20 protein-coding genes and 2 riboswitches are annotated in these 25,265 nt (G+C 37.7%); of the genes, 7 read left to right on the forward strand and 13 right to left on the reverse strand.

Going from position 1 to position 25,265, the window contains the following annotated elements:
- The first annotated feature begins 4 nt into the window (after positions 1-4).
- Positions 5-703 (forward strand): LytTR family DNA-binding domain-containing protein, encoded by a 699-nt coding sequence (locus G7051_RS11720; protein ID WP_166200491.1) that lies wholly within the window; start codon positions 5-7, stop codon positions 701-703.
- Between the two features lie 171 nt (positions 704-874).
- Here the strand turns inward: G7051_RS11720 and G7051_RS11725 are convergent, their stop codons facing one another.
- The 5 genes from G7051_RS11725 to G7051_RS11745 form a co-directional block, all read right to left on the reverse strand.
- On the reverse strand, positions 875-2,335 hold the full coding sequence (locus G7051_RS11725; RefSeq protein ID WP_166200493.1) for a glycoside hydrolase family 30 beta sandwich domain-containing protein: 1,461 nt from the start codon (positions 2,333-2,335) through the stop codon (positions 875-877).
- 173 nt (positions 2,336-2,508) lie between these two features.
- Positions 2,509-3,948, reverse strand: a complete 1,440-nt coding sequence (locus G7051_RS11730; RefSeq protein WP_166200495.1) for a glycoside hydrolase family 30 beta sandwich domain-containing protein — start codon at positions 3,946-3,948, stop codon at positions 2,509-2,511.
- 109 nt (positions 3,949-4,057) lie between these two features.
- Positions 4,058-5,419, reverse strand: a complete 1,362-nt coding sequence (locus G7051_RS11735; RefSeq protein ID WP_166200497.1) for a DUF5016 domain-containing protein — start codon at positions 5,417-5,419, stop codon at positions 4,058-4,060.
- Positions 5,420-5,523: 104 nt separating this feature from the next.
- Positions 5,524-7,050 carry a RagB/SusD family nutrient uptake outer membrane protein gene (locus tag G7051_RS11740; protein ID WP_166200499.1) on the reverse strand — a complete coding sequence of 509 codons (1,527 nt, stop codon included), beginning with the start codon at positions 7,048-7,050 and terminating at the stop codon, positions 5,524-5,526.
- Between the two features lie 11 nt (positions 7,051-7,061).
- Positions 7,062-10,064, reverse strand: a complete 3,003-nt coding sequence (locus G7051_RS11745; protein ID WP_255493206.1) for a TonB-dependent receptor — start codon at positions 10,062-10,064, stop codon at positions 7,062-7,064.
- A gap of 524 nt (positions 10,065-10,588) precedes the next feature.
- Between G7051_RS11745 and G7051_RS11750 the strand changes: the two genes are divergently transcribed.
- The 3 genes from G7051_RS11750 to G7051_RS11760 are packed head-to-tail and all read left to right on the forward strand — an operon-like array spanning position 10,589 to position 12,561.
- Complete coding sequence (locus tag G7051_RS11750; protein ID WP_166115485.1) at positions 10,589-11,323, forward strand: NUDIX domain-containing protein; 735 nt, start codon at positions 10,589-10,591, stop codon at positions 11,321-11,323.
- 33 nt (positions 11,324-11,356) lie between these two features.
- Positions 11,357-12,133, forward strand: a complete 777-nt coding sequence (locus G7051_RS11755) for an AraC family transcriptional regulator (protein WP_166200501.1) — start codon at positions 11,357-11,359, stop codon at positions 12,131-12,133.
- A 29-nt stretch (positions 12,134-12,162) separates the two neighbouring features.
- Entirely contained in the window at positions 12,163-12,561 is a 399-nt protein-coding gene (locus G7051_RS11760) for a VOC family protein (RefSeq protein ID WP_166200503.1), read from the forward strand.
- A gap of 63 nt (positions 12,562-12,624) precedes the next feature.
- Here G7051_RS11760 and G7051_RS11765 read toward each other — a convergent pair whose 3' ends face one another.
- From G7051_RS11765 to G7051_RS11780, 4 genes are read right to left on the reverse strand one after another with little or no spacing between them, the layout of a single operon-like run.
- Complete coding sequence (locus tag G7051_RS11765) at positions 12,625-13,320, reverse strand: GNA1162 family protein (protein ID WP_166115491.1); 696 nt, start codon at positions 13,318-13,320, stop codon at positions 12,625-12,627.
- A complete protein-coding gene (locus G7051_RS11770) occupies positions 13,317-13,673 on the reverse strand; it encodes a DUF4810 domain-containing protein (RefSeq protein WP_166115493.1) in 357 nt (118 codons plus the stop codon). The genes G7051_RS11765 and G7051_RS11770 overlap by 4 nt, the downstream gene beginning before the upstream one ends.
- 33 nt (positions 13,674-13,706) lie before the next feature.
- Positions 13,707-14,045 carry a hypothetical protein gene (locus tag G7051_RS11775; RefSeq protein ID WP_166200505.1) on the reverse strand — a complete coding sequence of 113 codons (339 nt, stop codon included), beginning with the start codon at positions 14,043-14,045 and terminating at the stop codon, positions 13,707-13,709.
- Positions 14,042-14,983 (reverse strand): CsgG/HfaB family protein, encoded by a 942-nt coding sequence (locus G7051_RS11780; protein ID WP_166200507.1) that lies wholly within the window; start codon positions 14,981-14,983, stop codon positions 14,042-14,044. Before G7051_RS11780 ends, G7051_RS11775 begins: the two co-directional genes overlap by 4 nt.
- 978 nt (positions 14,984-15,961) lie before the next feature.
- Between G7051_RS11780 and G7051_RS11785 the strand changes: the two genes are divergently transcribed.
- Genes G7051_RS11785 through G7051_RS11795 form a run of 3 tightly spaced genes read left to right on the forward strand, consistent with a single transcriptional unit; the run spans position 15,962 to position 18,650 of the window.
- Entirely contained in the window at positions 15,962-16,843 is an 882-nt protein-coding gene (locus G7051_RS11785; RefSeq protein ID WP_166200509.1) for a hypothetical protein, read from the forward strand.
- A 44-nt stretch (positions 16,844-16,887) separates the two neighbouring features.
- Positions 16,888-17,730 (forward strand): hypothetical protein, encoded by an 843-nt coding sequence (locus G7051_RS11790; RefSeq protein ID WP_166200511.1) that lies wholly within the window; start codon positions 16,888-16,890, stop codon positions 17,728-17,730.
- 38 nt (positions 17,731-17,768) lie between these two features.
- The gene (locus G7051_RS11795) at positions 17,769-18,650 is read left to right on the forward strand and encodes a hypothetical protein (protein ID WP_166200513.1); all 882 of its coding nucleotides are present in this window, start codon (positions 17,769-17,771) and stop codon (positions 18,648-18,650) included.
- A gap of 693 nt (positions 18,651-19,343) precedes the next feature.
- Positions 19,344-19,551: riboswitch (cobalamin riboswitch) on the reverse strand.
- Between the two features lie 137 nt (positions 19,552-19,688).
- On the opposite strand, the gene G7051_RS11800 is transcribed toward G7051_RS11795, so the two are convergent.
- From G7051_RS11800 to G7051_RS11815, 4 genes are all read right to left on the reverse strand, one after another.
- Positions 19,689-20,201, reverse strand: a complete 513-nt coding sequence (locus G7051_RS11800; protein ID WP_166200515.1) for a threonine/serine exporter family protein — start codon at positions 20,199-20,201, stop codon at positions 19,689-19,691.
- A gap of 12 nt (positions 20,202-20,213) precedes the next feature.
- A complete protein-coding gene (locus G7051_RS11805; protein ID WP_255493207.1) occupies positions 20,214-20,996 on the reverse strand; it encodes a threonine/serine exporter ThrE family protein in 783 nt (260 codons plus the stop codon).
- Positions 20,997-21,193: 197 nt separating this feature from the next.
- Positions 21,194-21,397, reverse strand: a riboswitch (cobalamin riboswitch).
- 120 nt (positions 21,398-21,517) lie between these two features.
- Positions 21,518-22,318: a hypothetical protein gene (locus G7051_RS11810; protein ID WP_166200517.1), complete on the reverse strand. Its 801-nt coding sequence runs from the start codon at positions 22,316-22,318 to the stop codon at positions 21,518-21,520.
- A gap of 159 nt (positions 22,319-22,477) precedes the next feature.
- Positions 22,478-25,063 (reverse strand): prolyl oligopeptidase family serine peptidase, encoded by a 2,586-nt coding sequence (locus tag G7051_RS11815; protein WP_255493208.1) that lies wholly within the window; start codon positions 25,061-25,063, stop codon positions 22,478-22,480.
- Positions 25,064-25,265 lie beyond the last annotated feature (202 nt).

Raw genomic sequence — 25,265 nt, forward strand, 5'->3', positions numbered from 1 at the left:
CGATATGAAACTACGATGTGTTATAATAGATGATGAACCTTTGGCAATAGACTTGCTGAAGGCATATGTCGTGCAAACACCTTATCTGGATTTGGTAGCTACTTTTGAGAATCCTTTGGCAGCCATGGAGACCCTTCGTGCGGGTAATATTCAGGTATTGTATCTTGATATTAATATGCCTCAAATTAGCGGATTAGAGTTTTCGAAAACATTACCTGCATCTACCCGTGTTATTTTTACCACTGCTTACGAGCAGTATGCAATTGAAGGCTTTCGAATCAATGCTTTGGATTACTTATTGAAACCTATAAGTTATACCGAGTTTCTTCAGGCATCTAATAAAGCGATGGGGTGGTTTAAACTTGTTGATACAAACGAAGCTTCGAGCATCTTTATAAAATCGGGTTATCGGATGGAAAAGATAGAGCTTAATGATATCTTATATATTGAGAACCAAAAAGATTATGTAAAGTTTCATCTCGAAGGAGTTTCGGAACCTATCAGTTCGTTGATGAGTATGCAGTCTTTAGACGAAAAACTTCCTGCAAAACAATTTATGCGGGTACACCGCTCGTTTATAGTTAATCTGAATAAGATAAAGACGATTGAACGCAATTGTATTGTTTTCGGAAAAGAATATATCCCTGTATCCGACACCTATAAAGATCGTTTTATGGACTTCTTGAACAAACACTTTTTTTGAGTAATAATAGTGTTCACCTATTTCTGACAGACACATAGGTCTGCCCCTACCAACACAGATGTGTCATTAGATATTTTATACCAGTATAATACATGAAATAAAAACCACCGGCGGCGGCGTAACGCTCCGGTGGTTTTCTTGCTTGAAAATATGTATAAAAAGAAAAAAAAGTTAGATTGGATTTTTCCAGATATAAGAAACTACAGCTTTGGCAGGAATTTCGTGTGTGAATATGTATTTTCCTTCAGCAATACTAATTCTTTGAGCTGTATCTTCTTCGTTCAGTAATACAACAGAATACGATCCGTCAGGATTTTCGAATGCCGAATAATGAATTTTAGCAGAAGTATTGCCTTCAGCTTTAATTCTTCTGGCACCGGGTTTAATCACTTTCGACAGGTGAGCCATTGTATAATAGTGACTGTTGTAAGTCATTGTAGCATAGTCTGAAGAATTGATGTCAATTGCTCCCAAACAAATATCGCATCCACCCGGACGGAATGGTGCGTGTTTATCATCCAACATAAAGTTCCACATGATAACCGCTTTGTTGAAGTTATTGATGGTTCCGATACAAACCTCTCTCATGTTCCACATCAAATCACCACCAAAATCGTAACCATTACCCCATAGTCCGATTGACATTTCGGTAAAGTACAGGTTTTTGTCAGGACGACCTTCGTGTATTTTCAATAATTCTTCTTTATCGCCACCATAAGCGTGATAAGCCGCTCCGTCAATATATTTGGCTGCTTCTGCATCTTCATATATTTTTAATGGATACTGACCTTGGTCTGCATTTTCGGGTTTGTTTACATCATAGTCGTAGTTGTGATCATAAACCACGATTTTTGTTTTGATACCATTCTTTTCGAAAGCCGGTCCAAGTGCCGATTTAATAAAATCGCGTTGCTCTTGCCAAGTCATATACAACGATGCTGAATTGCCTCTGTTCAAAGGTTCGTTTTGAATGGTGATAGATTCAATGTTGAATCCTTCTTTCTCCATTGCTTGGATATACTTCACAAAGTAAGTTGCATAATCTTGATAGTAATCAGGATTTAACTGACCGCTAGTCCAAGAATCGAATGGCTTACGGTCTTTTAAGTTGTTAACCTTCATCCACTTTGGAGGAGTCCAGGGCGAAGCCATGATTTTGATGTTTGGATTGATTGCCAATATTTCTTTCAGAATAGGAAATAAATCGCGTTTATCCAATTCGTGCATCTCGAAGTTTTCGATACCGGGTTTATCACAGTATGTATAATCTTCAAGAGAAAAGTCAGAGCATGCAATAGAAATGCGGATATAGCTGTATCCAACACCATCAACAGGGTCGAAAGTTTCTTTCAATAACTTAGCTCTGTTTTCGGGAGTCATCTTCAAAAGATTGTAGCAGGTAGATCCTGTTATAGCTGCTCCAAATCCATCCATTTCCTGATATTTTACGCTTGGATCGAGCGTTATCAGATTGTGTTTGATAGTATCGTTATTGGTTTGCAACAAAATACTATCCTTTACCATAGTCATCGATTTGTCTGCCGTGGTAACATACGCCTCCACATAAGTGGACTGTTTGCTGCACGATAATAAAGCCAAAGCAAATGAAATTGCTAATAAGGTTTTCTTCATGTGTAAATATTTATATGATTAATGAATATATGATTTCTACTTTTAGTAATGCTGTTTATGGGTTCTTTTATTTCTAACGCACCCTTTGAGTTTGTTTTTCATTTTGCCTTGATGCAAAACGAAATAAAAGATCAAGACTGAGCCTTTTACCCGACCCGCTAAGGTCTCAAACCTTATTTATATATAAAAGATGCAACCGACTGATTGAATAAGTTATATGTAAATCTTCTATCCCCTGTGCGTACTGTAAACTGTTGAGTGGCTCCCGTTTGATTAAGCACAACTACGACCTTCGAACCGTCGGGGTTCAGGAATGAGCATATTTGCATATTAGTTGGCTGTGTGCCTACAACCGTGTACTTTATTCTGTGTGCACCTTCTTTGATAAACTTCGAGAAATGCCCTAATAAATAATACTCTTCGTTTACTGTGTACGTGTTATTGTCTTTGATGGTAACAATACCTCTACAATCCTGACAGCCTCCACCCGTAGTGGTTACAGGACCATTGCCCGAATCGAGAGCTATATTCCACATCAGAAAGTTTCTCGAACCCTTGTTGATGGTTGGCATCAACATTTCTTTCATGTAATACAACATATTGCCGACAGCATCATCGGTATTCCATCCGCCACCCGATTGCTCGGTAAAATAGAGTGGAACATCAGGATGCGATTTCAACAGGTTATCAAGATCGGCAGGAGAACCTCCGTATCCATGAAATGCAGCACCTCCTACATATTCTTTGGTTTTAGAGTCATCCAGAATTTTACTTGGATAATCGTATCCGTCAAAATTATGATCCCAGATCAGAATTTTAGTAGCAATTCCCGCTTGCTTAAACTTAGGACCCAGATAATCGCGTATGATCTGATTCTGTTCATTCCATTCCATATACATGGTTGGATAAGAACCTATTTCGTGCCGTGGCTCGTTTTGCAAGCTGATAGCATCAATATTGATACCTTCGTTTTTATAGGCTTGAATGTATTTTACAAAATAGTCGGAAAAGTCGTTATATACCGATTCTCCTATTAATGAGCCTCCATAAAGGTGCTTATTTTTTTTCATCCAAGCAGGAGCACTCCAAGGGGTACTCATTAGCTTGATGTTTTTATTGAGAGCGAGAATTTCTTTTAATACAGGTAACAAATCGCGTTTATCTGCTGCCGGTATTGCAAAGTTATTGATACCGCTTTCGTCGCAATACGTATAATTACCTATCGAAAAATCCGAAGAGCCGATAGTCAAGCGTAAATACTTAAGAGCTATACCGCTTTCGGTAAATAAGTCGTTAAGCAGTTTTGTTCTTGCAGCTTCCGACATGTTTTTGATAAGGTAGGCGGACGAACCTGTAAGCGATCCTCCGAAACCTTCTATTTCTTGTTTAACATCGGTGCTATCCAATCTGATTGTGAGATTGGTAACATCATTTGAGAAGCTGATATCCGGTTGTTTAGTTAGTCGTTGTGTGCTCGATCGTACAGTCAAGTAAACCTCTACTCCTTTGGTTTCAGGTTTGGGAGTTGGTGTACTTGGTTCGTTGGAGTCGTCAGAAGAACATGACGCCAAACCTAGTAAAAGAGAAGAGAAAAGGATGAGGTATTTTTTCATATTAATTATTGTTTTAAGTAACAAAAAAGTCTGCGACCTTAAGTGATATATGCCCTGTCCCTCATTAATAAAGGACAGAGCATACTATTTCAGTACATATCAATATCCGTTAAGGAAGAGTTACCGCCACTGCAGTGACAACCTTTGTGGATAAGTTAATGGTTATCTTATAGTTTCCTGATTTTGCATTCTCAGCAGCATACCAGTTGCCATCATTAGCACCTTTGGTTTTACTGTTTATCAGTATGGCAGGAAGTGCATAATCGTCAGATTTTTTCTCATTACCCCAACCTTTGTTTTCGAAGAACTTGAAGTTTGCTTTGGTTGCATCGAAATAAACGGTTGCCTGATACTCATTGTCTGCTGTTTTCTTGAACAGGATAAATTGTTTGATCTGATCAAATCCCCATCCACTGGTGGCTTCAATCTTCACTTTAGACGGATAGCCTAAGCCTTCGCCGCAAGCCAGAAGTACATTCGGATAGTTGGAATCTAAATCCTGTACAAGTACATATTTGCGGGCAGCACTGTAATCTAGTACCCAAGGACCTGTTTCTCCAAGGAATTTCACTTTGTTATCGGCGATACGCTCAAAATAATCAAGATTAAATACAGCGTTCTTCAGGTCTCCTGTAAGCGTAATTTCTTTATTCTTTTCGATATAGAAACTGCCTTCTTTGAAGGTTTCGCCTGCTATTGTTAAATCATCAAATGCTTCAAGATCGAGACTCGATATATTTACCAGATCAAGTCCTGATAGTGTTGTAGCAAATGCATATGTATCGAACAGTATACCAGTAGTCGATTTTTTCATCTTCTCGGTTGTTTTGATATAATCGCCCGTTTCGTCAACCAGTTGAATACTTCCGTCTTTGAAACCCCATACATCACCTGAGAAATCGATTTGTTTATCGGCCGTTATTTTCTCTGCTATTTTATAACGGATGCTGTTTTTCAAATCTACTTCAGGCGAATTATACTTGTCAGATTTGGCACCTTCGGGAGTCAATGTGATTACATTACCATTATCCAATACCAGATACAGTTCTTTGTAATATGTTCTGTGTCCTTTTATTCCTTTAACAGAAGTCGATGTAACATCTCCTTCAACATTTATAAGGTTGACAGAAACCTCAACGTCTGCATCATTGGGAAGCTCACTGATATAAGCAACCTTAAATTTAGCAGATACTTCGGTGCTGTTGCCCACTGTTCTTAGTTTTTGAGTGGCTACTACTTTGTCGTTTACTACCATTCTCATTTCTAGTGTCGAAAGAGGCGTTACGGGGTCAGATACCTTTGCTGTAATGGTTACTGAATCGCCGTATACAAAGCTGGTAGGATTGATCGCTACAGACTCGATAACGGGTGTTGAATGGGGATATACCGTGCGCTCATCCTTTTCTTCGCATGACACAAGCATGAATAAGGCAAGTACCCCTAGCAATATATTTATGTTTATTCTTTTCATTGTAATACGTTTTTATTAGCTGGCAAGCGAACTCGTAGACGGGTTGTCAAGCTTTGTCGACAGATATACACGTTTACTAGTCAACTTGTTTACAGCTTTATTGGTTAATAACCCTTATTTTGAATCAGATTTACGTTTTGATCCATTTCACTTTGAGGAATAGGCCATAACAATCTGTTGTCATTTAATCTGGTTGCGTACTCTTTTTGATGATCGCCACAAGCCCTCATTACTTGAATAAAACGTCCACGGCGTTTCAGATCAAAGAAACGTTTTCCTTCGAAAGCAAATTCCAAACGGTTCTCTTTTTCAATAGCCAAGCGAATATCGTCTTTCGAATTAGCAGTTGTATTGGGCAATTGAGCACGAGTACGTACACGGTTCAGTAGTTCTTTTGCTTTAGAGGTATTGCCCAGTTCGTTTTCAGCATCAGCCAATAGAAGAATAGCTTCGGGCAGACGGAAAAGAATAATATTTCCTTTTTCCTGACTTCTCAATTTGTTACAGAACGGATAAGCATTCGATGGCCAGTATTTATCAGCCCAAAGTCCGGTAACATCGCCAAAACGGATAGAAGCATCACGTCGAACAACATCGCCTTCGTTGTTAAATGCTTTGTAAAGATCCTGACTCGGTGTATTGAATTTCTTCCAGTCTACACCATAAAACATTTGTGCACCCCAGTTGCCTAAAGCACTCCATGAGGTATAGTTTACTTCGAATAACGATTCTTTAGAGTTCTCGTACTTCAAGTCTACACTTGGTAATACTTTGTCGGGAGCTGTTTCTCCGATTGTAAACAAATCATCAAAATTGTCCAATAATCCGTAACGGCTGTCGTTAACTACTGCTTCGGCATATTGTTTTACTTTAGCCCAATCGGTATTGGCAACTCCGTCTTTAGTAGCATATACCTGAGCAAGTATAAGATTGGTTACCGCTTTTGTAATTTTAAATTTATTATCTCCTGAATAGTCAGGTACATTAGCAATAGCATAATCCAAATCTTTTAGAATTTGAGTATATACCGAGTCTTTAGATGTTTGAGCAGGGTATAACAACGGATATATCTGATCTATATTCTCTGTTGTAATTTCAGGAATATCTTCGGTGATAAGAGGCACATGATCATATATTCTTACCAGATTGAAATAACATAAGGCACGCATTACTGAAGCTTCACCAAGAATTTCTTTGCGGCGTTGGTCGCTCAATGCCGAGTCGGTAATACGAGGTACCCATGTCAATATTGCATTTGTTTTTGCAATATGTTTGTATAGATATGCCCAATCTCGGCTTACGTTCTGATTGGTAGGAGTTATTCTAAACTCATCGATTTGCATGCGTTCGTCGTTAGGTTCTCCTGCATAAGCATTATCGGTTTGCGCATCGTTTATGATGTACCAGTCCAATTGCCAGAATTCAGATCCAAAGTCGTTGTAGGCTCCTGCCACTAATTGCTCAGCCTGAGTCGCTGTCGTATATTTTAAAGAATCAGTATTGTTATTATCAATGCCTAAATTATCATCGGTAAGCTCCGAAGACGGTTTCTCATCCAGAAAGTCGTTGCAAGATATAAGAGCTAAACTGGCAAGCGAAACACAGAACAGATATTTTATATTGTATTTCATGATTGTTCGATTTAGAATGTTAGATTAAGTCCGAATATAAAAGAGCGGGTTTGTGGGAATGTTCCCATATCAATGCCCAGTTGAGCAGCACTGGTGCCATTCCAACTTAATTCAGGATCATAGCCTCTATATTTTGTAAGAGTAACCAGGTTGTCTGCTGTTCCATAGATACTAAGAGCAGATATACCTAGTGGTTGAAGTAATTTCTTATTGAAATTATAAGCTAGAGTAAGTGCTTTTAAACGGATATATGAACCATCTTCGACAAATCTTGTTGAGTTCTGAACATTTTCTTTAGATACTGTAGCTCTGGGTATGTCTGTAACCATACCAGGGCGCATCCATCGGTTAAGGACAGTTGTAGATTGATTTTTATGATCGAACATACCTTCGATATCTATTCTGGTTGCATTGTAAATATCGTTTCCGTATGATCCTTGGATGAATGCAGACAAAGTGAAGTTTTTCCAACTCACATTATTAGTTAGACCATAAGTAAAGTCGGGTTGAGCATTACCGATGATAGTTTTATCATTAGGGTCTGCAGTACCTGTGATACCGTTATTATTTAAATCTTTGTATTTAATATTACCTGTTTCAGGGTCAACACCTTCAGAAATATATCCGTAGAAACTGCCTAAAGGAAGTCCTTCTCTCATAATGATAACATCAGAGTTATTACTTTCTATTTTAGCAGTAGAATATTCGGGTGTTAAGCCTAGTTTTGATAATCTATTCTTGTTAAAAGACATATTCGCAGAGGCATCCCAAGTAACAGTTCCGGTCAGAATATGACCTGTAAGGTTGAACTCAAAACCTTTATTAATCATCTCTCCATCGTTCCTCATTGGTAACTCACGTCCAACACTTGCTGGTAATGTTATGTAAAGTAATAAGTCGGTTGTTTTCTTGTGATACACATCAAATTCAGCGGTTAATCTGGAATCAAATAAACTAAGATCTAATCCAAGGTTAAACTGAGTTGTTGTTTCCCACTTCAAATTACGGTTTCCATATCTTCCTACATTGATATTCGGACCTGTTGGTGCACCACTTGAAGTTTGCTCAGTTCTGCTAAGGTCGTATTTTTGCATATAATCATAATTACCGATACCATTTTGGTTACCATTCTGTCCCCATGCCAATCTTAATTTGGCATCGTTTACAACATTGGTTAAAGGCATGAAAAACTCTTCACTAGAAAATCTCCATCCTCCCGAAACAGATGGGAAGTACCCCCAACGGTTACCCGGAGCTAGTTTTGAAGATCCATCGGCACGAATATTGGCTGTAAATAAATAGCGACTTTCGTAGTCATACTGTACACGTCCAAGGAATGATACCAATGTATTGGCATCTTTCGAAGTAGTTGCACTGTTTATTTTATTTGCCATATTTAAAGTCATAGTCTCGAAGTTTGCACCTTTCACAAAATCTTCAACAGACATGTATGTATTGCTATGATTGTATTTTTGGAAAGTTCCACCACCTAATAAGGATAGATTATGCTTGCCATCAAATTTTTTATCGTAAGTAATAATATTTTCACTCAACCATGTAGAATATTCGTCATCGGCATGTTCGCCACGTCCGTTGGCATTTCTTCCGTAATTGGTTTTTACAGGATCGATAAATTTGTCCCACTTGTGGGCTGTATAATCAAGAGCAAAGCTGGGCTTGAAATGTAAGTCTTTAGTGATTGTAAAATCTAATCCAACATTACCCATAAAGCGGTAATCGGAATTTTGATCGTAAGTATCAGCCTGAGCATATGGGTTTTCCCATGCTCCTTGATAAGGGTTTCTGTAGTAGTATGTTGGCTCGGCAGGATCCCATTTAGTCATAAAGGGAGGAGTATTTAAGATCGACATAATAACCCCACCACGTCCCGAGTTGGCATTGTCGGCCACATCACGGCGCGAAGTTTTAGCAAAGCTCACATTCGATGTCACTTTTAACCAATCTTTGGTTTGTGCACTGGTGTTGCTTCTGAATGAATACCGATCATAAGATGCAGGTTTAATAATACCGCTTTCGTCCTGATAACCTCCCGAAATAAAATAATTAACCTTATCTGTTCCTCCTGATAAAGATACCTGGTAGTTTTGTTTTACCCCTGTACTATACATTTCGTCACTCCAATTAGTGTAAGTGTTCTTTGTCCTGTCAGCAGAGCCTGCACCATATATCTCATCGTATAGATCATAGAATTGGGTTGTATTTAAAGTTTTGATCGTTTTTGCCACATTCGAAAATCCGGCAAACATCGATACGCTTACTTCCGATCTTCCGGCAGAGCCTTGTTTAGTTGTGATCAAAACCACACCATTAGCTGCACGTGCACCATATATAGCTGCCGAAGAAGCATCTTTTAATATCTGTAAACTTTCGATATCGGTTGGCGATATATTTGTAATATCATTGGTTGGTATACCATCAACAACATAAAGAGGGTCATTACCGGCATTTAGCGATGTAGTACCACGTACACGTACAGTAAGACCTGCACCGGGTTTTCCCGAAGGTTGAATTACCTGTACACCGGCAGCTTTACCTTGCAGAGCTTGTTGTGCCGAAATAACAGGTCGGTCGGCCCATTCTTTCGAAGATACGCTGGCTACAGCCGTTGTAAGGTCTTTTTTTCGCATAGTACCATAACCTACTACTACAACCTCATCCAGCGATTTGCTGTCGTCTTTTAATGTAACATCGATTGTTTTTTGTCCGTTAACAGCCACTTCAGCTGTTTCCATTCCTAAATAACTGAATACAAGAGTAGCATTACCCGGTACGGATATTGAGTAATTACCGTCAAAATCGGTAACAGTACCTGTAGCGGTATTGCCTTTTACAACAATTGTAGCACCAATAATTGCCTCTCCCGCCTGATCCTTCACATTACCCGTTACCTGAACGGATTGTGCAAAGGCAAGTGCCGGAAGCAAGAGCAACATTATTGCCAGGCAAGTTTTTTGCCAAGACTTCATTAGTCTCATTTTTTTCTTACTGTTCATAGATTCCAAGATTTAAATTGCCATTTAATACTTAATTTATAGCTGAGATTTGTTTTCAAACCGTAATCGAACACCAATCCATACGGTCTAAATATTGTTTTAGATTGTTCAATTAATCTGATTAATGATTTTTAGAAGCCGATAAACGGATGTAAAAGGAAGATAGTAGAGCTGAAACGGTATATGTATTACTTAAATATTTAGTAATCATTGCGCTATGGTATTTTGGTTAAACAATGTTTAGGTTTCTGTACAAAGGTGAATAATAATTTCTGAAAAAAACGAATTTTAGTTGTTAAATCTACACTAAGCTAAGTGTGTTTTATGTATTTTGTTAGTGTTTTAGGAACACGATATGTTTTTTGACATAAAAAGATGGTGGGTACAAAAAAAAGTTTAATTTTGTCTAAATTAAGGTGTAAGACCTTTTATTGCTATGACAAGTATAATAACTGGAGACTATTATGATTATAAAGTCCGGCAATAAGTATCTATTATTCCTATAACTATATATACACTTCCTAATGAGTGCATCTAATATTCTTAAGAACATATCCGTTGATTGTGTTGTGTTTGGCTATGAGAGAAATGCTTTGAGAGTATTGCTCCGTCAGGAGTTTATTAATTATAGAGGACGCATTTATGAGGAATGGAAGCTTCCCGGAAACCACGTTCTGAGAGACGAAACGACTGAAGAGACGGCTGTTCGTATATTACGTGAACAGAGTGGTATTACCGAAGATGTCTATTTGAAGCAACTAAGTGTATTTAGCGATGTTAACCGTCTGAAGTTGCGTGACCGCGATTACAAATGGAAAAAAGAACAAGGGGTAGGAGACAACAGGGTAGTAACCGTTGCTTACTATTCGTTGGTTAATATCTCCGATATAGATGCTTCGCACCTTTATAATGTAGCTCGTTGGCATAAGGTGTCGGAAGTAAAGGAGCTGATTTATGACCATAAGGATATACTGGATGCTGCATTGATGAGGTTACGTGAGGATTTATTAAATAATCCGATCTTATTTGAGTTATTGCCCGAACTCTTTACACTGACCGAATTGCAGACTCTCTATGAAATAATATTGGATACCAATTTTGATAAACGTAATTTCAGACGTAAGATTTCTAATATGAAATACCTGATTCCGTCAGGAAAACGTCAGGAGAATGTCAGCCACAAACCGGCCATGTTGTATTTATTTGATCGTAAGATATACGAAAAAACAAAGCAAGACAGATTCGATTTTTCGGTTTGATACTGATTCTTTTGATGAATCTGAATTGACCATATGCAACAGCCTTTTGTTACATATCGCGAGTATTTGCCTCATCCGCTATTGCAGGATTACATAAAAACATATTGGTCTTTTGAGTGTGGTGAAGGTACAATCCAACCTTTTGACATAATACCGGATGGCTATTTCGATATGATTATCTCATTGCAGAATAATTGTATCTCAGATACTGCTTTGGTTGGTATCTGGAGTAAACTCACAACTGTGCAGCGCAATAAATGGAATGTTATCGGTATTCGGTTTAAACCACTGGCTTTATCGGTACTGTTAGATATGACTATTAGCGATTTGTTGGATGGGTCGGCTTCTGTGGATTTATCCGACTGGCATCTGAATAAAAACGCTTTGAATGATAGTCTGAATGTTTCAGAGAATACGGTTTTTGATTATCTTGATTCTCAATTTCTATTGAAGCTACACTTTAATCAGCATAAACAAGATAAACGATTAACTGCACTCTTTCATTTAATTGATCGTTATCAGGGGATAATATCGGTGCAAACCATTTCGGATTCGATTGGTTTGAGTACACGGCAAATGCAGCGAAAAGTAACAGACCTGCTTGGAATAGGAACAAAAGATTATGCAAACATAATACGTTTCAGCAATAATCTCGATTTAATAAAAGGAGACCCAGCCAATTATCAGGGCTATTTCGATCAGGCACATTTTATAAAAGACTTTAAGAGGTATACAGGTATCACTCCTTCTAAAATTGACTTGAGTAATAGTGTCCGATTTTTACAATACTATGATTTAAAGAACCCATAACTTTGCTTCTTAACTAATAATGAGCAGAAATGGATATAAAAGATTTGTCGGTGTGTTTTCATACAACTAAGGCAACAGAGTGTAAAGAGTTTTATGTGAAGTATATGGGTGCTGTTGTTACATTTGATTATGAATGGTATTCGGCTGTAGCATTTGGTGATAAAAAGCAGTTTACCCTTTCTTTTATGGCTCCACAAAGCGGTGAGCCACTCTTCGAAGAGAAGGGAGTTACGCTAAATTTTAGTGTTAAGAATGTAGACGAAGAATATCAGCGGTTGATTACGGGCGAGGGGCTGAAAGCAGTAAGACCTCTGGCTGATAATCCTTGGGGTGATAGGTCTTTTGCCATACTCGATCCTTTAGGTAATACACTGTATATCTATAGTGAAATTAAGCCTACAACCGAATTTGCATCGGCTTTCAAATAAATAAGTACCCCCTCTATTCAGTAATGAATAGAGGGGGTATCCTTTTATCGGTAAATTTATCTGTTATTTAATCGTTTGAGTAAATTCTTTTTCACCGGCTAAAGACAATTTATCTTGCCCGAAATTGGGGCTGTATGTTCCCGCAGGAGTATCGGATAAAATGAAATTATTACAAGCCCGCGCTACTTTGATATGGTTGGTTGCTGCTGTATTGATTGCAGATGCAGCCATACTAACTAAGGCTCCCATCAAACCGGCTCCCGAAGAGCTGATAGATGCATCGTAAATAATGTTTCCCTTGCGGTAAAATAATTCTTCGTTGTTTTGAGTAGACCTTAAAGAATATTCAACTTCAACATTGACTGTATTTGCCAATCCCGCTTTCTTTTCCCATTTATGGATCGTTGTAAATAATACAGCATCTGCACCAAGCACATCTTTAAACTTGCCTAGCGGTCCGTTTATAAATTGTTCGGCATCGTAGGCGCTTTCTGTTTTAAACATTTCCATCGTTAAGAATGGAGGGAGTACATAATATCCTTGTTCGCTTAACGGTTGAGATAAAGTCAGATAAAAGAATTCTTTAGCTTCAACATTATTTGTTTTATTGATAGGAGGCATGATGGCAATACTGGCCGGATGATTGCTGTATAATGCACCATACATCTCTTCTTTGGAGTGAGTTGGTTTAGTTGTTCCGCACGAAAATAAAAAGATGGTCGCTAAAAGTGCGAAGAAAGTTGTTCTTATGTTTTTCATTTTTCAAGCTTATTAATGATTCGAGTAACAAATACAGATGATTCAGGATATAAGGCTATTTCTTTTTTCATCATTTCCAAGCCTTTTTCTTTCTGTCCTTTCATTACCAGAAAGTAACCATAATCGGCACATACACCGGGAGGTACAGTTTGTCTGGTACCCTTCTGGTTATTGATGATGTTTTCGTATGCCCTCAATAAATCATCTAAGCTCTTATCTGTTCCGTTTTTCATGTAATCATACGACTCGTTCTGGTAATCGCCCCAAGTGTATAATGTTTTCTGGGACGATGTGCAGCTGACTGCCATACATAAGCACGCAAGTGCAATTATGGGAATAATTAACTTTCTCATAGTTCGGTTGGTGTATTTATTTAGTTGTTTAGTTTAAGGTAATTGTACTTTGCGTGTTTCCTGAGTGGTTACTATAATGTCTTTTTCGTACAATACAGTGCCGTTGTACTCCACTTTGAGGTGTCGTTTGCCGCTTTTTATTACATAGGTATTTCCTTTTACCGTGCGTGAGTCTACCTTGTCAACTTTAGCCCTGAATGGTTGTGCATCATCAATATACACATCTACTCCATCCGAATACTTATCGGTGTTTCCTCTTACAAACTGAAGGTAAGCTTGATTCTCCAGACCTCTCGATTCGGTTGTTCTTCCTACCGAACATGCACCCAGTACCAATACCAGAAGTGCCAATAACCAGATGTGTGCTTTCATATTTTTATCTCCTCTATGTAATAATTTTCTAATTTGCTATGATCTATTTCTCCTTGAATAAATTCAACGATTGAGAATTCCGATTCGGGATTATCTCCACCGGTAAAGGTTATTTTTATTCTGCCGGCTTCTTTACCCGGTAGCTCCATATTTAATCCTGTCTGTGGGTTTTTGACTACTTTACCTTTTTCTTTTACGATAAACTCCTGTCCGATGGCTAACCCTTGACTTTTGCCTCCTGTTACAAACAGATTGCCATCGTCTACGGTTAAGAAATAAGCCCTCCAGGGTCTATCCATACAATTGTTGATCACATTTTCGACAAGTTTTGAGATAGCCGCCGATATAGCTTTATCGCTAAGTGATATATCGAAGTCGGCAGAAGCACCTACACCCAATGTTGATTTGCTCTTAAGTTCGGCTTCCCCTTTTGCTTCTTCCGAATATATGATCTGTCCTGTCGAAACATCTATTAAACGCAGGCTGACAGCAGCTTCTGCAATCTGGGTTTTGGTTCGCGAGATAAGATTGGCGTCGCCAATGTTTTTTCTTCCAAATTCGGTGATAGACCCTACAATAATATAGTCGGCACCAGTTCCTTTAAACCTGCTGTTGCTATTATCATTTTCGTCGAGTATCTTATCCAAATCAGAGCGTTCGAGAAGTATAAACTTACCGGTAGATGCCAGTTTATTGGAGAGAATATCCAAGGCTTGTTTTGCCATAGGATCATGGTCACGATCATAGAAAATACCTTTTCCATACAATGTTTCATTCGAAAATCTAGCAATAGCTACTTTTCGTTTCAGAGATTTATCCAGACCTGTGGCCGGCTGTTGCACCTCGAGTTCAACCTGTGTGTTTTTCTTTTGGGCATGAAGCATAGGTAGCCCAAGTAAAAAAGTTGAAACAAGACATATCATCCTTAACTTTTTCATACGTTTAGTCGTTTTTTTTAGTGCTGTTGAATATTTATATTTACTTATTTAGGCAGAAGAATTTATTGAATTGTACTAGTATCAAAGATTAATAGATTTAGGTTTTTACTTAATGAGATTATATATCGAATACTTATCGCAAATTTAACTAAATACTTATTCGATCAAAGAAAATTACCTGAAATCTTACAATAAAATGAATGAAAAATACTTTTAATCTCATCATCTAAAAAGAGAATAATATTCTCTGATATTTTTTTGATGTTCGATATTCAAAAATTGAATGAGTTTTTATTTAGTTCAAATAAATATCAAGAATATATATTGATTAAATTGTTATAGTCTGGTCGAGATTGTTTTAATCTTATTTTATATTGCATGATAGGAATAAATTTTTAACTTTGCCTCTGTAAAATAACTATTTACGGTGATAATGACAACAAAATTAACAAACATATCTACTTGTAATTATTTAAATTTTAACGGTTTAGGTTTTGTTTTGTGCGCTGAAATGTTAGAGAGAGAGAGAGAGAGAGAGAGAGAGAGAGAGAGAGAGAGAGAGAGAGAGAGAGAGAGAGAGAGCTAACTAGCAACCGTGCTGGTAATAAAAATATTTTAGGCGGATTATTCCGTCTTTTTTTGTTATTGTGTGTTTGTGACTCTAGAGTTTTTGTTTTAGAGTATTTCCCCGATAAATATATTAATAGTTGTTTTGGCAAACACTTTCGTGTAGCTAATTTGTTTTTTTGTTGTCGTTCAAAGTCGGCACGAATGATTCGTTTGCTTATGGAACAACTGTGTCCGGCAGTGGCATGTAGTGATTACATGTTACTGCCTTTTTTCGTAAAAAATCATCAACACATCAGATGCAAACCAAGAGTGAGAAACAATCTTTACCGCAAATTGCCTCATAAACCTTGTGTATGCAGGCTAAACTAAGAATTTATTAAACTAAACACTAATAATATAAACATAGAGATGAAAAAGAGAATCGGATTGAGAAACAAGTTATTATGGATATGGAGTTTATCTTCATTTTTGGTTCAGGCTCAAGTCGGCATAAATACGAAAAGTCCTCAAGGTATTTTTCATATAGATCCCCTATCGAACACCGCAGGGAGTGTGGGGCTTTTGGATGATTTTATAGTCGCAAATGACGGAAAAGGAGGTGTAAGTGTAGCATTAGGAGCCACTCCCTCGGTAAATACTTCTTTGTCGATGAATGACCCGAATCAAGGTTTCTTACCCAACAGAGTCGAGTTGACCTCGGTTACAGATAAAACAACAGTACCAAATCCTGTTCAAGGAATGATTGTATATAATACAGGACGACGGGGAGTGTTTCCAGACAATACAATTCCCGGTATTTATGTCTATAATGGTACTAAATGGCTCAGAATGCAGACAAACAGCTATACCGGGCTAAGGGAGAAAATACTATTGAAAACCGACTTGGTATTACAAGCCGCAAATGCTGCATCGGCTTTAGAGACATCAACTCTTGATTTTGGAAATATAACAATAAAAGAAGATGGCGGCTACGCTTTTTCTTTAAATCTGGATATGACGGCTACTTCGGGAACAGAGTTAGGAGGCAATGCCTCAAACTCGATACTGAGGCCTCAGATATATTTATTTATATATAAGAAAGCAGCCGGAGAAACTGCTTTCTCTAAAGTTGATGTTGCTGAACTCAATACTCCTATATATAGAGGAACCAACCGCATAACGGCAAGTATTGTATTGGGGTGTACTGCTTATGCAGGCGATCAGATTCAAATACGTGTGGGTGCTACGCTCTCACATACAACCGGAAAACTGAATAAAACATATACTTATACCAGCTATTGGAAAGTATAATACTCTATTATTTACCAAACACTACTACTTAAAGACCATTTATAATGAAAATATTTCTTTTTACAATATTCTGTTTCAGCAGTTGGCTCATAAATGCACAAGTTATGATAAACAGAGATGCCACACGTACTCAATTTATTATTAATTCGGCCAATCAATTCGAAATAAGTACCAATAACTATAATCAAACAGTTTGGAATATTGGTAAAGCGGTTTCGGTTTCATCTTCTGCACAGATCGAATTAGCCTCTGCCAATAAGGCATTTCTTATCAATAGGGTAAAACTTACGTCGGTTCAAGACAAGACTACAATACCCAATCCAAAGGATGGAATGCTGGCTTATAATACAAATACAGCCGGAACATATCCGGACAACGTTATTCCCGGGTTATTTTATATGAGTGACGGTATATGGTGGCGTATTTCAGATATTGATCCACAATCATCACAAGGAATTTATCTGCTCGATTTGCAATCTCATACAAAATCGGCTTCTGTGGCTTCTGCTTCAGCCCAATCACAATGGGCAAGTGCCACTGTTCTGCCTGTGGGTAATATCACTATAGGCACTACGGGAACATATACTTTTTCGATCCGATTGTATGGAACTACTTCGTATGCAGGTAGTGTTTATCAGCGTGGAATAGGGTATTTGTATTTGGTGAAAAACGGCACAACCTTAATCGACTTTCAGGAAGTTATTATTCCCTTCAGTTATAATGGAGCGGTTGTTACATATACTCTGGTATTAATGTCGCCTGTTTTAGCTGTGGGCGATCAGATTACGTTAAGATTAGCAACACCATCGGGAGCTCCTGCTATCACTCTCATATCTCACCCCGGACTAAGAGCCGATAAAACCTCATTGGTTTATTGGCGAAACTGATTTTTAGACCATACTATTAACGCATAACAAAGTAATTTATGAAAAATATATATATACTGGCATTGTTCAGTTTCTTGTCTTCTTTTTCGATGAACTATGCCCAGATAGGTATTTTTACCGAAACTCCCCAAAACCTATTTCATATAGATGGTAAAGGAGATAATATAGTTATCAATGATTGGATTGCGACTCAATCGGGCGGACATTTAAAAATAGCCCTGGGTAAATTACCCGATGTAGCTACAGGCGCTCAGCTCGAATTAGGCAGTGCACAATCTGCATTTTTACCTAACAGGGTAGCCCTTACTTCTACCTCCGATAATATAACCGTTCCTTCACCTGTGGCGGGTATGATAGTATATAACACAGCTAGCACCACAGGCAGCAATATGGTTATACCCGGTTTGTATTTTCATGATGGAATAAAATGGTGTTACCTATACAATTCAGGCTTCTCAAATATGCTTTTGACATATCGTGATCTGCAAGCCTCGGTTACTACGGTTACTGCAAGTGCTATTCAACCTGAGAACACAATATTAATGAATTTTGGTGGTCCTATAGATATTACTGAAACCGGCGGATATAATTTCTCGTTCAGAATGTACGGGCGTACATCCAATACAACCAATAATGTCTTTGTGGGTATCTATTATTTATGGTGTATGACTTATAATCCGGTAACTAATGTATATACACCCAAAGATGTGGTAGAACTAGATTTACCTGTTTATTCAACAGGTGTACCTATTACAGCCACTGCCACTTTGGGTGCAAATTTTACAGCAGGAGATAAAGTCGTTTTTAAAATCTCCCATTTGCCAACAGGTGATGAGGCGAATGTAAGGTGGACATTACAGGGGTATCCCGGGTTAAATGCAAATAAAACATCTGTTATTTATTGGAAAAATTACAATTAAGGTTGCAGCCCTCTTTTGGCATTTTGTTTAACTGGAGAGATTGCACCTCTCAGATAATTAAGAATATAGAGAATAAAAAGTCTGTTTTTAATTGTAGATTTTTTCTGTTTATATCAATTTTAACCTATTCTTTTGCTCTTTTTTTGCGTGATTTAAAAACAATTGTATCACTTGTATGTTATATCTACACTAACGCCTTTTTATTACTAGGTTAAAAAGGACGAAGAATAAGATGAGTCCATAGTCTGTGAAGATTGTGGACTTTTTACGAGCATTCGATTACTTTAGAAAACACCTCCTGACTCATTTATAGGGTTGGAGGTGTTTTCTTGTAAATTTACAAACATTGTTTTTTGATATTATAACTAACTGCTTTGAGGAAGTATCGCTCAGATTATTTCTGTTTGGCAGTATTTTGTATATATGAAAAGCCCCAAGCATCACTGCTTAGGGCTTTCCAAATACTAAAACACCACAGCGGAATATCTTTCAGAATATTCCAATATTTTGCAACTAACAGAATCTTATCGGAATGTTATTATTCCGAATATTCAATTAGAGGATCTATGTAAACGCTTTTCTGACTTAGATATAGCATTACTTATAGCTTGATAGAAGCTATGGAGATTTGTTTAATCCTGAAAATGTATATCTGTCTTGTTGTGCGTCTTCAGCTTTATTCCTCGAAAGCTTCTAACGAATATTTATTTTGGCAGGTCTTCTGACTTACTCTGTCTGTTGAACATCCTTCCCATTTCTTGAATCGAAACAGTGGTGTGAGATTTGTTCAAAGACTGTTGTAGAGCTTACAGCAGCGGGTCTGTTCAGGAATTTCACCTGATTCTCTTTTCAGCATATATCCGTAAAATGGATTGATGCCACCAAAATCTGAAACAAAAATAATAAAAAAATCGAGAGTTTACCTTTTATTTCGGATATAAACTTTTCGGTTTTATTCTTATTTAAAGGAAAAGCCCCGAACAATCACTGCTCAGGGCTTTCTATACAAAATACTATAATTAGAAACTATCTATGTAATTATTCGGATTTAATCGATAGTGTTTTTCCGAGTTTAATTTCTTTAGCACTCTTTTTCCTAAAGAATAGTGCTCCCACGCAGATCCCTATTGCCAATGAAAATAATAGGGACGAAGTGAGTATGAAATTATACGCCGTTTCCTGCAAAATATGCGGTTCTTGAGTTGATAAACCATCTGTATAAATTCTGATCCATCCCATCATTGTTCGGTAAGCATACAATCCGGGAATCATGGTAATACATGCCGGCATCGTAAACACCACAGGTGGAGTATGCACTTTATGAGCACAGTATATACCTGCAATGCCAATAAATATACATCCGGCAAGAGTAGAGGATACTAACCCGAAATCGAAATAAAGAAGTATGAAGCGGATGCAATGTCCTATTCCGCCTAGCAGACCTGCTACATATACTACCCGCTTAGGTGTTTCGAAGAGCAAGGCAAACCCAACAGCTACCAGATAGGCAAAAGCAATATCTTTGAACATCGAAAATATAAAATCGGTCATGCTGATTTACTTTTAAAAATTACTTACCCCTATTAATGATATACTGAGAGACATGCCTACTGCAATGCAAAGCAGTACAAAGCCACCAAATGCTCCACGTGCCAATGCGGTAGGCAGATATCCTTCGAAAAGATCTATAACCGAATTAATGAGTGGAACACCGGGAATTAAAAACAAAACAGAAGTTGCAATCGTTTTTTCGGGAGATTGTCCAATGTGATACAGCATATCCATTCCCGATATCATTGTTGTAACAAAAGCCGACAATAAGATCGCTATCATAGCGTTAAATCTCCAGCCGATCACCTGTTGCCTTACAATTAACCCCACTGTAGCAGCAACAAAAGCAATAGAGCCGTTTATCCAGTCGCCACCTGCCAATATACATAGCGATGCACAGGCAAATCCTATGCCGATACGGATAAGCCATTTATTGTGTCGTGGAGTATGATGAATATCCGAAAGCTGTTTTTCAACTTCATCTATTGACATCTTTTCATCATAAGCTTTCCATGATAATAAGCTTATTTCGGTGAGAATGCCATAATGCACACCGTGCGTAGTAGCTTGCCGATTGATAGTCGCTTTGTTTTCACGATTGTTCATGTCAACAACCGTAACAGAAATTCCGGTGAAAGAAATAAATAGATCGGTTTTAAAATGCCAAGTATCAGCAAAGCGTTGTACATTACGGTTGATACGTCCGCAATGTGCCCCTGATGATAGCAGTAGAGTACTCATATCGAGTATAAGTTGGGCAAACCGATCAGCCTGAATCATTTTGTCTGTTTCCACGTATGTAATTATTTGTTTGAAAAAGTATTGCAAACAGATATTTACTTCAGAAATTTTAGAACATAGTCAAACTGTTTTGTAAACAAGTCCGAAAAGTAAATCTAACAATCTCTATATATCTAAGATTGTTGTTCTTTCTAAAAAATAAATACCGTTATAAAATTCACGATTGATTGCACCTCTAAAACCCGAGAGGATTGATCCTTTAAAATATTGGCAGGTCTTCTGACTTACTCTATCCTTAAACTCCTTCCCGTTTTATTATCAAAACAGTGGCGTAAGATTTGTTTAAAGACTGTTGTAGAGCTTACAGCAGCGGGTCTGTTCAGGATTTGCACCTGATTCCCTTTTCATCATTGTCTGTGGATACAGAAAATGACACCAAAAACTGAGGTAAAGATAATATATGAATTTGTCAAATCATAGCGATCTGAGCAATTTTAAGTTCACAAGACTAGTTGCTTTTTCATAACAACAATAGATGGTTGTGCCTCAAGAGTGTGAAAAATAGTTCGAATTGTTTAACGAGGCTCTGCATGAATTCTATATTCATTGTATTCACCATATTCTTCATAATGTGAGTATAGAACCATTTTTGATTTGGGAGTAATCCATATATAAATAGGCTTAGCCCCTTCTATTCTGTTGTTAAATAGTTTGTTATATTCTTTTGTAAGTAGCTCGTTTTGTTTTTCCGTATATGTTGGTTCAGAATATAATGTTTTGATATAGTCGAATAGAATCTTTTCACTTTTTTGAGAGAAAGTTTTCTCATCATCCTTTCCTTCATTTAATAGAAATAAGGTGATAGATGGGATACTGTCTTTTATAGATTGATAAGTTGCAAAAGTATAATCTTTGGCTAAAATATCTGCATAAGCTTTAGATCCCTTAGACTCTTTGACATCTTCCCAGTTAAAATACAAAAAATCGGTATTCTTTTTGAGAATATTAATATAGATACTATCGGAGGTTATGATTTTATTATCTTTATATCCAAGTAGAATGGTTTTGTACTTACCCGGGAGAAAGAAAACCTGACTCCATTGGTAGATAAAAGTATTTTTTTTAAGAAGATGAAAACTACCTAGATCAGGTACTGTCCATACTAAAGAATCATATGTGTTTTCTATATCGAATAGTGTTCCCCCTTCTTCTGAATACAAATTAAAAACAAACATTTCATAAATATTTCCTGTAGTTTGTTCTGTTTTAAATTTTAATTTTATTGCAGGATTTGTAATTTCTTGATTGTCATCGTCTGACTTAGAACATGATGAAATAAACAAACCGATTAATATCATGTAAATAAAGTATCTCATAGTATTATGTATTTTATATCTAACAGAGTTATAATAGTATTGACGTAAATTGTATTTTACAAATATAATCTATAAAATTGATAGGGTGGGGATTCTTTAAAGAAGAAAGTCGATATGAAATGCTTCATACCGACTTTTTTATTATTAGAGGTGATTATTTTAGAAATCCTGATTTGTCAAAGTCCAGTCATTATCAAAAAATCCTGCAACTTCCATCCCAGTCAATCCATCTTTCAGAACATCTGCACGATAGATCATCAGATCAGGAAAGCCCGTGATCCCCGATATATAATTGTTCGGAGATGTAGCACGCATACCTGCATCACCTGTTCCGGCAACAACACCAACCGAGGCAGTATTGCTGTTTGGATGCGGATAAACGAAATAAGTACCCAGATCATCCCCCGTAAAAGTTCGTCCCCCGGCTGTAATTACTCCTTTGCCAACTTGGATAGGACTATTCTTCAGTAGCACAGACCAAGCACGGTTGTTATCTTTGTTTCCGTAGATTACTACATTACGATCAGGGTATTTAGCTACAGAATATTCAGTATCAGCAATTACGTCGATGGATCCGTTTCCTCGATAATAGAACGTTTCTGCATCAAAACGCGCTTTGTTTTGATACCACTCGTTTTCTTTAGCCGTTCCGTTTGTCGAATATACAAATACAACGTTATTAGTATAAGCGTTTTTGAATCCGCCATAACGTGCCGAGTATTTATGCTTTAGGTTTATTCCTTCTTTTATCAACCATTTATCACCTTCAAGAGCTAAAATTGCTTTTTTAGTGGTAGGAACAGATAATGTTTGTCCTGCAATATCAATTGTTGCTTGTGCATTAGGCAGAACCAATGCAGGAATATCAAGAACCAATAAGGCAACGTTTTCTATTTTGGTAACCTTTATTGTATCGTTACTCAAGTTGACTTTTATATTACTAAAGTCGTATGGTTTGATTTGTTGTTCAACATTTACCCAATAATCAGTAGGAGAAATTGCCGGAGATGCTGTGTGAAAATCTATCTCTTTAACATCCTTAGCCTGAGGAATAGAATGACGAGAGAAGAATTCAAAAATAGGAGGCCAATCGACACTATGATCGCCAAACCAATGTTCGCCTCCCGGATATTCGTAGTAGCAGAAATCGGGATGGAATTTGCCTAGTACCTCACGCATACGGCGAGCTTGTGAAGGAGAAACAACACTGTCGGCACTTCCGTGGAATACGTATACTCCCGATTGTTTCAAGTTGGGAGCTAACGATATAACACGACCTCCGTTGCCACCACGCTTGAATGCGTTGTAGTTTGAATTTTTGTCATGCATATCGTCGCCTCTTCCTCTTCCATAAGCAGCAATATCGGGATAACCTGCCGACGGTGCAACTGCTGCAAACTTATCAGGGTAAGTTGTTCCCAGAAACCACGAGCCATGTCCGCCCATGGAGTGACCTGTGAGATATATTTTCGAATTGTCTGGCTCATATATACGTTTAGCTTCTGCTAAAACTTCCAGAGCATCCATGCGACCCCATTCTTCCCAGTTAAATCCGTAAGGACGGCGATTGGTTGCCGCGATAATATCCGTCCAATCTTTCGATTTGTATGCTCTCGCCTGATTGCGGGCTTCTACACCTGCTCCGTGTACCGTAAGCACCATTGCTTTTGTATCTTTCTGATTGTTACGTATGGCAGGAGCAACGCTAAAATACTGTACACTACCATCTATACCACTCACAAAGGTACGCTCGTGATGAGCCGAGGGTAAAACCTGACGTAATTCAACCTCTGTCTGGTCGATTACTTTTCCCGATTTATCCAATAATTCTATTTTTGCGGTAACTTTTTCGTCCGCAGAGCTACTGTTTGTAACGGCAGGGATTTTATATCTTAACTTTCTTACAGACAGTTGCATTACATCTTGAGTTTTATACTCTTCTTTACGACCGTCGGGAAGTGTAGCACGTATGGTTAATCCCTGCAAGGGTTTTTCGGTTGAGTTTATTACCCGAATCGCAGCCCACTTAGAGTCATCTTCTCCGATAATAATATCGGGAATGGTCATGTCACGTTTGGTGAACATAACAGGCTTATCGGGTTTCACCAATTTAGAAGCTACCTTGCCAAAACGTCCCGGTGTATAAACAAACTCGTTAAGACCTTTCTTTAGTTTAATTGGAGTCAGAGTATAACCAAAATCGTAATGATCGCCTTCGTGAGGCATTCCGTTTACGTATGTACGTGTTCCTCCTGTTGCTTCCAATAATACGATTTGCTCTTTGGGAGAATCATACGATGTGTATAAAAAAGCAGAACGCATTTCGGGACGCTTAAACAGTCCTGTAGAATCGGATTCCATAGCAGCCCATGTCCATTGAGGAAGTGCTTCCATGGCTTTTTCTCCATTGCTTTGTGCTAACCATTTCAGGTATGCATCTTCTACCTGACTGTCCATGTTAGGGTAAGAATACCCAATGGCAGCATTGTTTACAGGAGTTGTAAACTTACCGGTAGCATATAGCCAGCCGATCATATCCTGTCCATTAAACAAGGTTCCGGGGTTAGTTCCACCCGGTAATAAAAAACCGTTGCGGAAATGGTGAGATACTTCTCCTTCATCGGTTTTTTCGATCTTTTCTTGTCCGAAAATTGTTACAATATTTTGTGCGGAAATATTGCTGACGGAGATCATCGACATAAACAATAATCCGGCAACTTTTGCACAAAAAAAACGTTTTCTCATAATCGTTATTTAAGTAAATTCAAATATATATTGCTGTATTTTTTTCTTTCGCTCGACCTATATGTTTACACTTTGTGAGTAAATACTCCTACATCTGAATAACAAATAGATTCGAAACCTTAAAAATAATTATTTATTATAATATTCGAGTAATAAAATGGCAAGAGAATACCGAATTAAGGAAGTTCAACCAACTTATTTT

It is taken from the genome of Dysgonomonas sp. HDW5B, assembly GCF_011299335.1.
GTDB lineage: Bacteria > Bacteroidota > Bacteroidia > Bacteroidales > Dysgonomonadaceae > Dysgonomonas_A.